Origin of the sequence: Youngiibacter fragilis 232.1, from assembly GCF_000495435.3 — a bacterium.
GTDB classification, from domain to species: Bacteria; Bacillota; Clostridia; order Clostridiales; family Clostridiaceae; genus Youngiibacter; species Youngiibacter fragilis.
Map to the genome: position 1 here is coordinate 123,864 of NZ_AXUN02000198.1, position 14,662 is coordinate 138,525.

The following is a 14,662-nucleotide window of genomic DNA, read 5'->3' on the forward strand; positions in this document are numbered from 1 at the left end:
GATTGAAAGTAGGAAAGATAATCAAAGTATCCGGTCCCTTGGTTGTCGCCGAGGGAATGGATGAAGCCAACGTCTATGACGTTGTCAAGGTTTCAGACAATAAGCTCATCGGAGAGATAATAGAAATGAGAGGCGACAGAGCCTCCATACAGGTATACGAGGAAACTACAGGCATCGGACCAGGAGAGCCGGTCTATACGACAGGTACGCCTCTTTCGGTAGAGCTGGGGCCTGGACTTCTTGAGTCCATGTTTGACGGCATACAGAGACCTCTTACCTCTATTATGGAGCTGGTGGGGGACTTCCTTGTCAAGGGAGTCGAAGTACCTGCACTTAACAGGGAGAAGGTTTGGCATTTCGTCCCCGTTGTAAAGGCTGGCGACAGCATTTCACATGGTGACATCATAGGAACAGTACAGGAAACATCCATAATTGAGCACAGGATAATGGTTCCGAAGGGAATTTCGGGAACCGTCAAGGAAATAGCTGAAGGTGACTTCACTGTCGCTGACACGGTCTGCACGCTTGAGGACGGCACAAAGATCAACATGATCCAGAAATGGCCCGTAAGGCGCGGAAGGCCATATGACCACAAGCTCAATCCTGATGCGCCGCTTGTTACAGGACAGAGGGTAATAGACACGTTCTTCCCTGTATCCAAGGGAGGTACTGCCGCAGTTCCGGGACCTTTCGGCTCAGGAAAGACGGTCGTTCAGCACCAGCTGGCAAAATGGGCTGATTCAGAGATAGTCGTATATGTCGGCTGCGGAGAGCGTGGAAACGAGATGACCGACGTTCTTATGGAGTTCCCTGAGATAAAGGACCCTAAGACCGGTGAGTCGCTCATGAAGAGGACAGTCCTCATAGCAAACACATCAAACATGCCTGTTGCGGCCAGAGAGGCTTCAATATACACAGGCATAACCATAGCTGAATATTTCAGGGACATGGGATACTCAGTAGCCATAATGGCTGACTCAACTTCCAGATGGGCCGAGGCCCTCAGGGAAATGTCCGGTAGACTTGAAGAGATGCCTGGCGATGAAGGATACCCGGCTTACCTGGGTTCAAGGGCCGCCGACTTCTATGAAAGGTCAGGAAAGGTAGTCTGCCTTGGATCTGATGGCAGGATGGGAGCGATAACAGTAATAGGAGCGGTATCACCTCCAGGTGGAGACATCTCCGAACCTGTATCGCAGGCAACACTTAGGATAGTAAAGGTCTTCTGGGGACTGGATGCGAACCTCGCTTACAGAAGGCACTTCCCTGCGATCAACTGGATGAATTCGTATTCGCTCTACCAGGCAAAGGTAGACAAGTGGATGGATGCCAATGTGGAGAACACCTTCGCCTCGAACAGGGCAAAGGCAATGGCTCTTCTTCAGGAAGAATCAGGACTCCAGGAAATAGTAAGGCTTGTCGGAAGGGATTCTCTTTCCGAAGGCGACCAGCTGAAGCTGGAAGCTGCAAAGTCGATAAGAGAGGACTACCTTCAGCAGAATGCGTTCCATGAAGTGGATACCTACAGCTCGCTCGACAAGCAGAACCTCATGCTGAAGTGCGTACTTGCCTTCTATGACGAAGGAAAGAGGGCGCTTGACAACGGCATATACCTTAACGACATCATCAAGCTGAGTGTCAGGGACAGGATAGCAAGAATGAAGTACCTGCCTGAAAATGAAATATCAAAAATCAACGAGGTTATGAAGGAGCTTGTCAAAGCCGTGGACGACCTCATAGAGGAAGGAGGAATCCTTAATGCTTAAAGAGTACAGGACCGTCCGCGAAGTCGTCGGACCACTTATGGTTGTCGACGGGGTAGAAGGAATAAAGTACGAAGAACTGGTTGAGATCGAGCTCCAGACCGGTGAAAAGAGAAGGGGAAGAGTCCTTGAGGTCAACGGGGACAAGGCCATGGTACAGCTGTTCGAGGGTTCGTCAGGAATCAACCTGAGGGACACGAAGGTCAGGTTCCTTGGCAAGCCGCTTGAACTCGGAGTTTCCGAGGATATGATTGGAAGGATATTCGACGGACTAGGAAGGCCAAAGGATGGCGGACCGAAGATCATTCCGGAGAAGAGACTGGACATCAACGGAGTTCCGATAAACCCGGTTTCAAGGGATTACCCGTCAGAGTTCATCCAGACAGGAATTTCAGCCATAGACGGACTGAATACACTGGTCAGAGGACAGAAGCTGCCCATATTCTCCGGGTCAGGACTTCCTCATGCTGACCTTGCGGCTCAGATCGCAAGGCAGGCAAGGGTGCTTGGCAAGGGTGACAAGTTCGCGGTCGTATTCGCGGCAATGGGTATAACATTTGAGGAGGCACAGTTCTTCAAGGATGACTTCAACAAGACAGGAGCCATAGACAGGGCCGTTCTTTTCATGAACCTTGCTGACGACCCGGCCATAGAGAGAATAGCAACACCGAGAATGGCGCTCACATGCGCAGAGTACCTTGCCTTCGAGAAGGGCATGCATGTACTTGTAATACTTACTGACCTTACCAACTATGCTGAAGCCCTTAGAGAGACTTCAGCAGCCAGGAAGGAAGTACCTGGAAGAAGAGGTTATCCGGGATATCTGTACACCGACCTTTCAACCATATATGAGAGAGCGGGAAGGATAAAGGGAAGAAGCGGATCCATAACTCAGATTCCAATACTTACCATGCCTGAGGATGACAAGACGCATCCGATCCCTGACCTGACAGGATATATCACGGAGGGACAGATAATCCTTTCAAGAGACCTTTACAAGAAGGGGATCCAGCCTCCTATAGATGTACTGCCTTCTCTTTCGAGACTGAAGGACAAGGGTATAGGAAGGAACAAGACCAGGGAGGACCATGCCGACACCATGAACCAGCTCTTCGCAGCCTATGCTACAGGCAAGGAGGCCAAGGAGCTAGCGGTCATACTCGGTGAATCGGCACTTTCCGAGACTGACAAGGCGTTCGCTGACTTTGCGGATGCGTTCGAGAAGAGATATGTCAGCCAGGGCTATGACAACAACAGGGAAATAAAGGATACGCTTGAACTTGGATGGGAACTTCTTACGATACTTCCAAGGAATGAGCTGAAGAGGATAAGGGACGAGTACATAGAGAAGTACATGCCCCAAGAGACCAAAGGAGTTGAATAGCCATGGCTAAGCTCAATGTGAACCCTACCCGAATGGAGCTCACAAAGCTCAAGGTTAGGCTGTCCACCGCTTCCAGAGGCCACAAGCTCCTCAAGGACAAGCAGGATGAACTCATGAGAAGGTTCATCGAGATGATCAGGCGAAACAAGGCACTGAGAGTCGCGGTTGAGTCAGAACTCCAGAAGTCCTTCAAGGAATTTCTGGTTGCGAGTGCAATAATGTCTCCGGAGTTCCTTCAGGAAGCTGTCGCTTTCCCAAAAGAAAGCATAACAGTGGACATCAAGAAAAAGAACATAATGAGCGTCAACGTTCCTGTGATGAACTTCATAAGGAAGCTTGAAGGTGACGAGGGCAGCATTTATCCTTACGGATTCGCCCAGACCTCCTCTGAGCTTGACGACGCCATTTCAAAGCTCTACTCCATAATGCCAAAGCTCCTTGAGCTTGCAGAGGTGGAGAAGTCCTGCCAGCTGATGGCTGATGAGATAGAAAAGACCAGAAGAAGGGTAAACGCCCTGGAATACAGGACCATACCTGAACTGAAGGAGACCATCAAGTTCATCAGGATGAAGCTTGACGAAAATGAGAGAAGCACGATAACGAGGCTCATGAAGGTCAAGGACATAATCCAGAAATCGCAGGAAACAGCGTAACAGAAAAAGAGAGGGCGGCATGCAGACCAGCATGCCGCCCTCTTGTCAGTACAATACTTTTTTGCGTGACTGAAACATTTGGTTTTGGGATTTTCTCAGCCCCTCTTTTTGACTTTCCCGTAAACCATCCTGAGGAATGCGATTCCGGGCTTCAGGTCAGAAAGATCAAGTATCGCTGGAGCCTTTCGCTTAAGGAGGGAAAGAGCCATGGATGTCTTTGAAAGCTGTCCAGCACGGGCATATTCCCTCATCGCAAGGAGGTCCTCGTAGAGGTATCTGAAATAGATCCCGGTATCATAGGTCTTCCTGTCGTGGAGAACGGTCCCTCCGGTCATTTCCCTGTACGCAAGGAGCGGAAAGTTCACACCGGCCTTGTAAAGCAGGCTATTGAGGTTCGTTGTCCTCGCGTTGATCTCTATTAGGTAGAACTTACCGGTCTTGGAATCCTTCTTGTACTCTATCTCACCGAAGCCCCTGTATCCGATGTCCTTGAAGAACTTCCTGCTCATCTCGTGGAGCTCAGGGACCAGCCTCTGCTCAGTGTAAACCGAGGCTCCGAAGTTTATGGGGAACTGCCTGTGCTTCTGGCATGTCATCCAGTGTGTCACATCAGAATGTTTGTCAAGATACGCATCATACGTATACATGTGGTCGTCGAAGCCGGGGATTATCCTCTGCACCACGCCGCCCATTCCTGCTTCAATGATGGTGTCCCTGTATTTTACAAGGTCCTCTCTGCTCTTCAGAAGGAAGTTCTTCACTCTGAACTTTGCGACGAACTGGGTGGATTCAGTAGGCTTGAGTATGCACGGATAGCCGATCAATTCATCGACCTTCCTTGCTATGTCAGGATCGTCGAGCTGGACGCTTTCAGGTACCGGCATCCCGAATTTCACTGCCAGCTTCTCCAGTGAATCCTTCATGAGGGCGTCCGTCCATTTTCCCTTCCTGTCCATCGGGAACAGGTAATGCTCCTTGAGTAAGTCGAAGTTCTTGTCGATGAACTCGACATAGGGGTCACCGCTTGGAAACAGCACAGGCTTCCTGTCCTGCTTCTTCGAGTATTCCACCATGTAGGCAACAAGCTTCTCCTCATCCTTCCTGTAGTGGGGGACGATGAGCTGTTCCCTGAGATATCTTGATTTTGCACCGTATGTGTTTTCGGTGGAATAATCCATTGCTACGGTATGGATCCCTTCTTTTCCGAGACATCGTATTATTGACAGGCCTATATAGTAATTTGAGCCAAGTATGACCGCTTTGCTTTCCATGATAACCTCCTGTAGTTCCTTGACTATACTATAATACAATTTATGCTACCTGGCATTCAATACTTTCCTTTCGTCATACCACTAAAAACAATTTATAATGATTCTAAAAAAGTAGTGCAAAACGATTATAAATTTGATACAATATAATCGTTAAAAATTGATATGAGGTGATTATAATGGCTGCGAAGCTTCTGAAGGAAAATCTGTACTGGATCGGCGTTGAAAACCCTGAGCTAAGGGTATTTGACATAATAATGGAGACAAAGAAGGGAACGACCTACAACTCCTACCTGCTGGTTGGAGAGGACAAGGTTGCCGTAGTGGACAACGTTAAGAATCCGTTCTATCCGGAATTCAGGGAGAACATAATATCCGTCATAGGTGACAGGAAGGTTGACTATATAGTTACGCTCCATACGGAATGCGACCATTCGGGTACGATCGGAAGCCTTCTCGATGACTATCCTGAGGCTCAGGTGGTCTCGTCGAGGGCTGCCATGAACTACCTTAAGGACATACTGAACAGGGACTTCAGCTGGATCGATGCCAGGGACAGGAGCGTGCTCTCTCTTGGCAGTGACCTCAACCTTGAGTTCATATCTGCTCCGAACCTGCACTGGCCGGACACCATATTTGCCTATGCGAGGGAAATGAAGACCATGTTCACCTGCGACTTCCTTGGCTGCCACTATGCCGAAGAGGAGGCACAGTCAGCTGATGACGCTGAAAGCTACCTTGAGGAGATGAAGTACTATTTCGATGTCATAATGGGACCTTTCAAGGGCTTCGTCAACAAGGCCCTGGACAGGCTTAACGAGTACGACTTCGACATGGTCTGCGTGAGCCACGGTCCTGTGCATACCGAGGACATAGGCTTCTACCTTGAGAAGTACAGGGAGTGGGCAAAGCTTCCTGACAGCTACCATAAGGACATAGAGATCCTCTACGTATCGGCCTACGGAAATACTGCTGATGTTGCTAACCATATTGCAGACAGGCTGAGGGCCAAGGGCGAGACTGTCCATGTCAACGACATCACAGAAATCGGCATACCGGAGGCATCAAGGAGGCTTGAGGAATCAAAGGCGTTCCTCATAGGCTCACCAACCATCAACAGGGATGCTGTCCTGCCTGCCTGGGAGCTCCTTGGGCATGCTTCGGCGATAACGAACAAGGGAAAGGTCTGCGGGGCTTTCGGGTCCTACGGATGGACAGGAGAGGGTGTGCAGCTTCTCACTGAAAGGCTGAAGGGTCTGAAGATGAGTCCTGTCGAAGGCTTCAGGTTCAAGTTCGTGGCATCGGAGGAGGAGTACAGGCTCTCTGATGAGTTCGCGGACAGGTTCCTTGATGCGGTAAGTGAAAAGTGCAGATAGGATTTAATTGCATTTCTTAAGAAGATGTTCGTTGAAGCAAGCTCTCTTAGGTGTTATTATTTAATCAGACAAAATGATGCAGGGGGTGTGCTTTGGAACGTGAAACAATGAAGTTCAGGGATGAAGAAGGCAACGTGGTGGAGCTTGAAGCCGTGGCTAGGGTATATGTGGAAGAGCAGGAGTACCTGATACTTGCCCCCTTGGACGAGAACAGCGAAGATGAGTTCGTTTTCAGGGTGGACAAGGATTCCGAAGGCAAAGAGGAGCTCAATGCCGTTGAGGATGACGTGGAATTCCTGAAGGTTAAGAAGGAATACAAGAATCTTTTATACGGTGAGGTGGAATAATGGAAAAGAAGGATATCATCTCCATGATGGAGGACAAGGGCCTCAGTGACATTGAGATACTGAAGGATGAAGAGGGAGTGCTCGTTGTCAGGGCATTCTATGATTTCGACGAAGAAGAACTGGCATCTGCAGCAAGCTTTGCGAAAGAAGAAGCTGAAGAAGAGAGTGACGAATACTACTTTGACCACATGTTCCCGTTCCTTACTGACCTCGCCGTAGACAACATAGGTGACATAGTCGAGGAGATCATAGAGGACGAGAACATTGACGGGCAGTTCGTGACCTACGACATAGACCCGGAAGACTATGGCACAATAGAGGTCATACTGATGTTTCTGAAGGATGACCTTGATGTGGATTTTGAAACAGTGCTTGAAGAGCTGAGCCTCTGACTAACGCCGCTAATCCATGGGGGACAAAGAACTTTGCAGAATATTAAGTTAATTTGTTGAGAGGTTTGTTGTAAATGTCCGGAAGTATGCTATAATCTAATTAGGAATCCTGAGATGTACGCGTAGCCTATATATTCAACCTACATTACATATCCGGGATCTCCAACAAGATGGATGATATCAGACTTAAGGTAGTAGCTACACCTTCTCCATGGAACATAAGGAGATAGAATTCCACCTGAGGAGAACCCACCTGCTGAGCGCAGGTATGGATCAATAGGTGAACGGCATGTCGGGAAACTAGAAAGTTTGTGGTTGCTCTGCATTTATTGCAGAGCAATTTTTATTAAGGAGTATTATAATGGAACATGATGAGCTTGTTGCAAGGATAAACGAATATTCAAGGATAGCCAGGGAAAGGGAGCTTACCCCGGAAGAGACACTCGAACGGGAAAGCTTGAGAAGAGAATATATTGGCAGGGTGAAGGGAAACCTTAGAAGTAGCCTTGAGGGGATAGAACGCAAAAAATAATCGGGGGATATGTCGATGGCTGTTACAGTGGAAAAGATAATCAAGGAATTCGATATGGAGGTCCTGGTGAAGGGCCCTGAGAATGACGTCATAAACATAACCGACGTCAACAGGCCCGGGCTTCAGCTCGCAGGCTTCTACAACTACTTCAGCAGGAAAAGGATCCAGGTCATAGGCCAGGGGGAATGGAGCTTTCTCGATGAACTCATACCTGAGCTCAGGAAGAAAAGGCTGGGAAGGTTCATGAGGTACAACATACCTTGTCTGGTAATAACGAGGGGTCTTGAACCACACCAGGAGATAGTGGATGCTGCGAAGACCTACAAGAGGTGGCTGCTCCGCACCAAGGAATCAACCACCAATTTCATATCGAAGCTCACCTTATACATCGCCAACGCCACTGCGCCTGAAACCAGGATGCATGGCGTGCTTGTCGACATATACGGCATGGGAGTGTTCATCACCGGAGAAAGCGGCATAGGAAAGTCAGAGGCAACGCTTGAACTCCTTAAGAGGGGGCACAGGCTGGTTGCGGATGACGCTGTTGACATCCGGGAGGTCGACGGGATACTGAGGGGAAGGTCGCCTGAGATAACCTTCGGAATGATGGAGGTAAGGGGCCTCGGAATAATAGATGTGTCAGCCCTGTTCGGACTGTCTACCATGGTCCGGAACAAGAGGCTCGACATCATAATCCACCTTGAGCACTGGAGAGATGACGGCGACTATGACCGCCTCGGAATGGATGAATATCAGGAGATCCTTGGTGTGAAGGTCAAGAAGATAACAGTTCCTGTAAGGAGCGGAAGGAACATATCGATAATCATCGAGGCTGCAGCCGCAAACTACAGGCATCAGCGTGTTACGAAGGTTTCCCCAGCGGAAGTCATAGACCAGAGGATGAGGGAAGTGGCGACAAGGGACAAGCTTGGCGAATATTCGGTTATGGTTGACCTGGACTAGAAACAGGTTACATTTCCATGGGAATCTGTTAAAATATAATTAATATAAATTATAATGGTTATAAGGAGGTGTCGTTCATGGCTGTGAAGAACATTGATGTCTATCTGAGGGAAAATGGAGTCAAGCCCTCGTACCAGAGGAAGAGGATATATGAGTACCTTATGAACACCCACAACCACCCATCCATCAACGACATCTATGATGCCCTAATAGGGGAGATACCTACACTCAGCAAGGCGACTGTATACAACACGATGAACCTCTTCATAGAACACAAGCTGATAGAGATGCTTCCCATTGAAGCAAAGGAAGCGAGGTTTGACATCTACAATCCCATGGAGCACGGACATTTCAAGTGCGATGTCTGCGGCAACATATTCGATGTCAGCATCAGGGTGCCGGTGTCTGAGCTTTCATCTGACCTGGATGGCTTCGAGGTGACACACGAGATATTCAACTTCAGGGGAGTCTGCAGGGACTGCACTGAAAAAAGAAAGAGATGATTGGTGCCGGCTGGTGACAGCCGGCATTTCCTCGCCCAAAATTCACGCAATTTTAAACCCTCATTCACTTACAGATGTATATCGGAATTAGTCATAGGCTTATAATAAAGGCAAGAACCATGAATAGTTTCATGATGATCTGGAGGTTTGCCATGAGAAAGCTGATTATCTGCATTTTCACGCTTGCGGCATTCATCTTTTCATCGGTCACTGCGTTTGCGGATTCGGGAATCGTAATGAAATACACTGACGAATACACCGAAGCCAGGGTAAGCTGGAGCAGCTGGGAAGATGGTGTAACTGAGTTGAACTGGATTCAGATTCAAATTGGGGAGATGGAGGAGAAGGGCGGTTACGGATTCATATACTACTGGACTGAATCATTCACGGATGAAGGCGAGTACCTTGGTTACAGGGACTTCTCAGCACAGCTGCCTGAAGGGTCGCTGGTAATTCCCGCGAGGAATTTCGACCCGCTGCATATATTACTGGATGATGTGGCAGGCATTGAGCATGTCTGGAATCCGGAGATGCCTGAAGACGGGAACGAGCCTGTCGAAAAGACATATTCCTTCGATTTTGAGATTTCTGGTCTCAATGAGGACTCCAGGCAGATGTACCTCTCGAAGTCAAGGCAGGCCCCATACAAGTTCAACAATTTCAGCAAGGGTGTCACATTTGTAGGAACAGCATCAGGAACGGCAGGCGGAGTGGAATTTGAAGGAGACGGCGATGTCAGCTTCTCATCCTACAAGGGAATGATGATAGGCAAAGATGAGATGCCTGAAGAACCTGAGGTAAAAGCTGCACAGAAGACAGAAAATGGGAAGAGCAATGTGATCGTATTGAAGGGGGACCAGAAACAGCTCTATTCAGGCTGGGAGGAATATGATCCTGATACCTATGAGACGAGATCCTATAGAGACCTCGTAATACTGACTTCTGAAGAGGGGACATACTGGATTCAATACTTTGAAGTGATTATGGATGGTGTAACGGAGCATCTCAGGCGATTCCAGGGTTCAATACCTGCTGATCAGATACAGCTTCCAAAAAAACTTGGCGAAAGCTTCTCAGTTGACTTGAATGTTGAAGGAATGTGGACTGAATATGACTGGAGCCCCGGTGATGACAAGGAAACTGAAGAACCGGAACCTGTGGAAGGCACGCTGTCAGTATCCTGCACCTGGCATTTCGAATATGAAAGGACATACAAGTCGATCTCAAAATACAGTTCAACCTACTTTTCATTCATGAACCATGAATCGAGTGATTCAATCGGTGCATGGACCGAAGGCACGATAGATGGAGAACCACTTACCGGCGGCTGGGGAGAAGTGGGCTCAGGAAGGTACATGATAAGGATGAAGGATTCATACCCAATGGAGTGAAGACCCAGAAAAGGATATCCTGAAGAAACAGACATTAATAGGGTCAGGCGTTTGCCTGACCCTCATTTATTGTGATAATATATTCATATTCGCACATAGGATGAAGGGATGGTAGGGGAATGAAGAGATACAAGGGTGAAGCTGGGCTGCTTCTTGTGGCCATGATATGGGGAAGCGGGTTCATTGCAGGAGCAATAGGACTTGATTACCTGACGCCTTACCAGGCTATGGCAGGCAGGTTCTTTGTATCCTCGCTTCTTCTTGATATGGTCTTTTTCAGAAGGCTTAAAGGAATTAGGATTGAGACCCTGAGGAAGGGGATTATAATCGGGGTATTCCTGTTCTGCGCATTCCTTCTCCAGACACTGGGCCTTGAGCTTACGACGCCGTCAAGGAACGCATTCCTCACGGCTGTGAATGTAGTGATAGTGCCGTTCCTCGGTTTCATATTGCTGAAGAAGAGACTGAACTGGAAGGAAACCACAGGTGCCATACTTGCCCTGATTGGGGTGGGTGTGCTGTCGCTTGACCTGTCAGGCTCCATAAATCCGGGAGATTTCCTGAGCTTTCTGTGCTCTATAGCCTTTGCGTTCCACATATTCTTCACGGGGATGTATTCCCAGGAAGAAAGTGCAATTGACCTTACGGTAATACAGATGAACGTATCCTTCCTGCTTTCAGCGATCGTGCTTGCAATGAGAGGCGGCACAATGCTTGGCGCAGAGCCGGCAGGCTACGCGGCCATAGTTTACCTTGGAGTGTTCTCCACCACGATAGCCTTCTTCCTCCAGACCTACAGCCAGAAGTTCACAAATGAGACGAGGGCTGCGGTCATAATGTCAACGGAAGCGCTTTTCGCCACGGTATTCTCAGTCATCGTATTCCGGGAGGTAATCTCGACGAGGATGATAATAGGGGCGTTGCTGATATTTTCAGCAATACTCATGCCGATAATGAAGAAGGCCGTTAGGGCGGGGACGAAAGTCGCAGAGGGTTCGTGACAGGAGCCTTGTGCGGCTTTTCTCCTGTTTTCAGTAATTGAAATTTCAGTTTCTGAAAACCCGTTGAATGCATATCATGGTTACTGTAGAATTCAGATATGGATACAGCTGGACACGTGATCCTATGAGGATCAGGGGACTTCAGCAGCAAAGGAGAAATGCAAGTTGAGAGAAATCAAAAGGTACATCACGATGACAGTGCTTATCATAATAACCGGCATAGGGGCTGCTTTTTCACTTAAGGCTGCAGCTGGCGTCGGAGCATGGGATGCGATGAACCAGACTCTCAGCAACATGACTGGAATGAAGGTAGGCACCATGGGAATGATAATAAACATATCCTGTGTTGCGGGACAGCTTGTTCTGATGGGCAGGAATTTCAAGCTCAGGCAGCTTCTCCAGATACCTGTAAGCATTGTGCTTGGAATGGTTGTCAACTTCGTTCTCTACAACGTGCTTGGCAACGTGTCATTTGACAGCTACGCGATTAGGCTGGCAGTCCTTATTGCGGCATATACTGTAATATCAGCTGCGGTAGGGGCCATTATGAAGCTTGACGCGGTCACATTCGCACTTGAAGGCCTCTGCATGGCGGTTTCCGAAAAGACAGGCATTCAGTTCAGCAAGCTAAGGCAGCTGGTTGATCTGGCCTGCATAGTAGTAGTTCTGGTACTGGCCTTCGCAATAAAGACACCACTTACAGTAAGGGAAGGAACAATCATCGGGATGCTCATGTTCGGGCCTCTCATGGGATTCTTCATGAAGAAGGCTGAGCCTGTATTCAACAAGCTTGACCTCTCACCAACTGCATAGAAGAAGATTTAAAGCCGTTCGCAATGGACGGTTTTTTTGTATGCGGCAGAAGACTGATTTATGGGACCCGTACTGCTTCAATGTGTGGCATCATGCCTGCGGTACAGAGAAAAAAACGGACAGGCGATGAGATCACCTGACCGTCAGTTACGAATGGTTTTCCGGATTTGAATAGCCTGGTACCCCGAATCATCAGACTTGTTGCAGCTTCTGTCCGAACCTTGACAGGAACGGTACCAGATGGTCAGGGTCATATTCAATCGAGGCAAGATAGCCATGCTTTTTGTCTCCCCTAATGCCGTGGTAGTCTGAGCCTGCTGTGACAAGCAGGTTCTTTTCACGTGCGAGGAGAAGCGACTTGTTCGTCAGCTCCTCACTGTTAAGGAAGTAGTAGCATTCCAGTCCGTCAAAGCCGTACGTGAGGAGGTCCTCAAGGGTGTTCTTCTTGTAGATCACCGGGTGGGCGAGCACCGCTATGCAGTTGTACTTCCTGAGCAGGCTCAGGCCTTCCTCTATCGGCAGGTACTGGTTCTCGACGTATGCAGGGCTGTCCTTTGAGATGAAGTTGTCGAAGATGTAGTCTAAAGTATACTGCTTGTAGAGCTTCGTTATCTCCTTGGCGACGTGAACCCGTGTAAGGACTCCTGTGGAGTTGTTCCTTATCTCATCGTAGTCAAGGTCGATCTCGAAATGCTGCTTCAGAAGCTTCAGCATCTTCTTCACCCTGTCGTTCCTGTGGGTATATTTGCCCTGGAGGAATTCGCAGAGCTCAGGGTCCCTGTAGCTGTCATCCGTGAAATAGCCGAGTACATGTATGCTTTCATCATTGCGGCTTGTAGTGAGCTCTATTCCGGGGATCAGTTGTATTCCATTTTCCCTTGACAGCTCAGCGAGCCTTGGAAGGGCTGCTGTTGTGTCATGGTCTGTCACTGCAAGCGTGTCAAGGCCTTCACTTGCAGCAAGGGCCATTAGCTCGTCAGGGGTAAGCTTGCCGTCAGATGCGGTAGTGTGGCAGTGCAGTTCAAGTTTCATACTATGTCTCCTTGTCTGAAAAAGCTCAGCAGAAAATCCTCGCATGCTTCAAGCCTCGGGAGGATTGCCTTCAGCGGGATCCTTTCAGGCTGGGTGAAGCCTTCATTCAACATGCTCCTCGCGCCGAAGAAAACCTTGCCGTCGAACCAGGCAGATGCATGGTATTCACCGCGTATTGCCTTCACCATCTGAATGGCGCCTGATGAGAGCGCAGGGGCTATGTAAGGCTTGAAGCCTGTCTCCCTTATCCTGAAGTTTTCGCGTTCGGTCCTTGCAGCAAGCTCGAGAGAGACTTCCTCGTCATACTCTGACAGCGAGTTAACTGCTATGATCCCCTTGCCATGGGGTCCATAGACCCTTAGGTCGTCCCTGTATTCGCCCATCTCCTTCGCGATATACCTTGCCCTGCCCTCCATGACACCCAGACCAAAGCCCCGTATCCTTTCAGGGGCTATGCCCCCGTTTAACATCAGGCTCATGCACAGCTGGTCGACAGGGTCCGATACTATGAAGTACATACCCCTGAAGCCTGATTTTTCAGCATCCTTTGCATACTGCAGGAGCACGGCGCTGTTCTTTTCGAACTGCACCATCCTGACGTCAGTGAGGTTTGTCCCTAAAGGCGGGACACCCAGTGAAACGGTGAAAACCAGGATGTCGCAGTCAAGAAGCTCCTGATATGAGGAGCCTATGACTTCTGGCATGGGTCCACCGTCGCTGACCTCATTTATCTCCAGCTCGTATCGCCTGACCTTGTTTGCGTCAGGGTCGTATATCCTTATTGCTCCCAGGTCTTCTCCGCCGAGGAGCCTCAGGCCTGTCAAAAGGGTTCCGCCCACATCTCCGAGACCTGCTATTGATATTTTGGGCTTCCAGGGGATCATAGGTTCGAGGTCCTGGAGAGTACGTGCCATATGGACCCTGAGTCCTCCAAGCGAGTCCTCCTCATCAATAAGGATCCTCACACCGGTGTTGCCCAGGAGCTCCTTCATGCTCTGTGCCACATGTCTGTTGAACCTGACCCTTTCATCTGCAAGGAATATGGGTTTTCCAGATTCCGCAAGCTCATCGATCCCTGACAGGCAGTTTTCCTCCTCGTTTTCGGCAACCAGGGCCATCACCGAATCGAGCAGCTCAGGTTCAAGGCTGTCCAGGAAGGCAGGAATATCAAGGGAGCTTGAGCGCCTCGAGCATTCAATGTAAGCCAGTATTTCATCAAGAGAGAAAGTGTTCCTCATATTGTC

The 14,662-nt window shown here is 48.9% G+C and carries 15 protein-coding genes; 12 read left to right on the forward strand and 3 right to left on the reverse strand.

Annotation, left to right across the window (positions count from 1 at the left end):
- Nucleotides 1–2: 2 nt before the first annotated feature.
- The 3 genes from T472_RS14485 to T472_RS14495 are packed head-to-tail and all read left to right on the forward strand — an operon-like array spanning nt 3 to nt 3,800.
- A complete protein-coding gene (locus T472_RS14485; protein ID WP_023389056.1) occupies nt 3–1,766 on the forward strand; it encodes a V-type ATP synthase subunit A in 1,764 nt (587 codons plus the stop codon).
- Entirely contained in the window at nt 1,759–3,147 is a 1,389-nt protein-coding gene (locus T472_RS14490; RefSeq protein WP_023389057.1) for a V-type ATP synthase subunit B, read from the forward strand. The genes T472_RS14485 and T472_RS14490 overlap by 8 nt, the downstream gene beginning before the upstream one ends.
- 2 nt (nt 3,148–3,149) lie before the next feature.
- Nucleotides 3,150–3,800, forward strand: a complete 651-nt coding sequence (locus T472_RS14495) for a V-type ATP synthase subunit D (protein WP_023389058.1) — start codon at nt 3,150–3,152, stop codon at nt 3,798–3,800.
- Between the two features lie 95 nt (nt 3,801–3,895).
- Here the strand turns inward: T472_RS14495 and T472_RS14500 are convergent, their stop codons facing one another.
- Nucleotides 3,896–5,071 carry a carboxylate--amine ligase gene (locus T472_RS14500; RefSeq protein ID WP_023389059.1) on the reverse strand — a complete coding sequence of 392 codons (1,176 nt, stop codon included), beginning with the start codon at nt 5,069–5,071 and terminating at the stop codon, nt 3,896–3,898.
- A 176-nt stretch (nt 5,072–5,247) separates the two neighbouring features.
- On the opposite strand from T472_RS14500, the gene T472_RS14505 reads away from it, so the two are divergent.
- The 9 genes from T472_RS14505 to T472_RS14540 all read left to right on the forward strand — a co-directional run bounded on the left by T472_RS14505 (nt 5,248) and on the right by T472_RS14540 (nt 12,386).
- Nucleotides 5,248–6,444, forward strand: coding sequence for an FprA family A-type flavoprotein (locus T472_RS14505; RefSeq protein ID WP_023389060.1), 1,197 nt, complete (start codon nt 5,248–5,250; stop codon nt 6,442–6,444).
- Between the two features lie 92 nt (nt 6,445–6,536).
- Nucleotides 6,537–6,791, forward strand: a complete 255-nt coding sequence (locus tag T472_RS14510; RefSeq protein ID WP_023389061.1) for a DUF1292 domain-containing protein — start codon at nt 6,537–6,539, stop codon at nt 6,789–6,791.
- On the forward strand, nt 6,791–7,183 hold the full coding sequence (locus T472_RS14515; RefSeq protein WP_023389062.1) for a hypothetical protein: 393 nt from the start codon (nt 6,791–6,793) through the stop codon (nt 7,181–7,183). Before T472_RS14510 ends, T472_RS14515 begins: the two co-directional genes overlap by 1 nt.
- A gap of 361 nt (nt 7,184–7,544) precedes the next feature.
- Entirely contained in the window at nt 7,545–7,715 is a 171-nt protein-coding gene (locus T472_RS19410; RefSeq protein WP_023389063.1) for a DUF896 domain-containing protein, read from the forward strand.
- A 15-nt stretch (nt 7,716–7,730) separates the two neighbouring features.
- The gene (gene hprK / locus T472_RS14520) at nt 7,731–8,678 is read left to right on the forward strand and encodes an HPr(Ser) kinase/phosphatase (RefSeq protein WP_023389064.1); all 948 of its coding nucleotides are present in this window, start codon (nt 7,731–7,733) and stop codon (nt 8,676–8,678) included.
- Nucleotides 8,679–8,755: 77 nt separating this feature from the next.
- Complete coding sequence (locus T472_RS14525; protein WP_023389065.1) at nt 8,756–9,181, forward strand: Fur family transcriptional regulator; 426 nt, start codon at nt 8,756–8,758, stop codon at nt 9,179–9,181.
- A 152-nt stretch (nt 9,182–9,333) separates the two neighbouring features.
- A complete protein-coding gene (locus tag T472_RS14530; RefSeq protein ID WP_023389066.1) occupies nt 9,334–10,572 on the forward strand; it encodes a hypothetical protein in 1,239 nt (412 codons plus the stop codon).
- A gap of 119 nt (nt 10,573–10,691) precedes the next feature.
- Nucleotides 10,692–11,573, forward strand: coding sequence for a DMT family transporter (locus T472_RS14535; RefSeq protein ID WP_023389067.1), 882 nt, complete (start codon nt 10,692–10,694; stop codon nt 11,571–11,573).
- Nucleotides 11,574–11,738: 165 nt separating this feature from the next.
- Nucleotides 11,739–12,386, forward strand: a complete 648-nt coding sequence (locus T472_RS14540) for a YczE/YyaS/YitT family protein (protein WP_023389068.1) — start codon at nt 11,739–11,741, stop codon at nt 12,384–12,386.
- Nucleotides 12,387–12,578: 192 nt separating this feature from the next.
- On the opposite strand, the gene T472_RS14545 is transcribed toward T472_RS14540, so the two are convergent.
- Together T472_RS14545 and T472_RS14550 are read right to left on the reverse strand one after the other, a co-directional pair.
- Nucleotides 12,579–13,418: a PHP domain-containing protein gene (locus tag T472_RS14545; protein WP_023389069.1), complete on the reverse strand. Its 840-nt coding sequence runs from the start codon at nt 13,416–13,418 to the stop codon at nt 12,579–12,581.
- On the reverse strand, nt 13,415–14,656 hold the full coding sequence (locus tag T472_RS14550) for a Rossmann-fold NAD(P)-binding domain-containing protein (RefSeq protein WP_023389070.1): 1,242 nt from the start codon (nt 14,654–14,656) through the stop codon (nt 13,415–13,417). Before T472_RS14550 ends, T472_RS14545 begins: the two co-directional genes overlap by 4 nt.
- Between the last annotated feature and the right edge of the window lie 6 nt (nt 14,657–14,662).

Excerpts from the sequence above, each read along its gene's own strand:
- T472_RS14515 (WP_023389062.1), top strand. The coding sequence starts at position 6,791 with ATGGAAAAGAAGGATATCATCTCCATGATGGAGGACAAGGGCCTCAGT.
- T472_RS14530 (WP_023389066.1), top strand. The coding sequence starts at position 9,334 with ATGAGAAAGCTGATTATCTGCATTTTCACGCTTGCGGCATTCATCTTT.
- T472_RS14545 (WP_023389069.1), bottom strand. The coding sequence starts at position 13,418 with ATGAAACTTGAACTGCACTGCCACACTACCGCATCTGACGGCAAGCTT.
- hprK (WP_023389064.1), top strand. The coding sequence starts at position 7,731 with ATGGCTGTTACAGTGGAAAAGATAATCAAGGAATTCGATATGGAGGTC.
- T472_RS14535 (WP_023389067.1), top strand. The coding sequence starts at position 10,692 with ATGAAGAGATACAAGGGTGAAGCTGGGCTGCTTCTTGTGGCCATGATA.
- T472_RS14490 (WP_023389057.1), top strand. The coding sequence starts at position 1,759 with ATGCTTAAAGAGTACAGGACCGTCCGCGAAGTCGTCGGACCACTTATG.
- T472_RS14525 (WP_023389065.1), top strand. The coding sequence starts at position 8,756 with ATGGCTGTGAAGAACATTGATGTCTATCTGAGGGAAAATGGAGTCAAG.
- T472_RS14500 (WP_023389059.1), bottom strand. The coding sequence starts at position 5,071 with ATGGAAAGCAAAGCGGTCATACTTGGCTCAAATTACTATATAGGCCTG.
- T472_RS14505 (WP_023389060.1), top strand. The coding sequence starts at position 5,248 with ATGGCTGCGAAGCTTCTGAAGGAAAATCTGTACTGGATCGGCGTTGAA.
- T472_RS19410 (WP_023389063.1), top strand. The coding sequence starts at position 7,545 with ATGGAACATGATGAGCTTGTTGCAAGGATAAACGAATATTCAAGGATA.
- T472_RS14550 (WP_023389070.1), bottom strand. The coding sequence starts at position 14,656 with ATGAGGAACACTTTCTCTCTTGATGAAATACTGGCTTACATTGAATGC.
- T472_RS14495 (WP_023389058.1), top strand. The coding sequence starts at position 3,150 with ATGGCTAAGCTCAATGTGAACCCTACCCGAATGGAGCTCACAAAGCTC.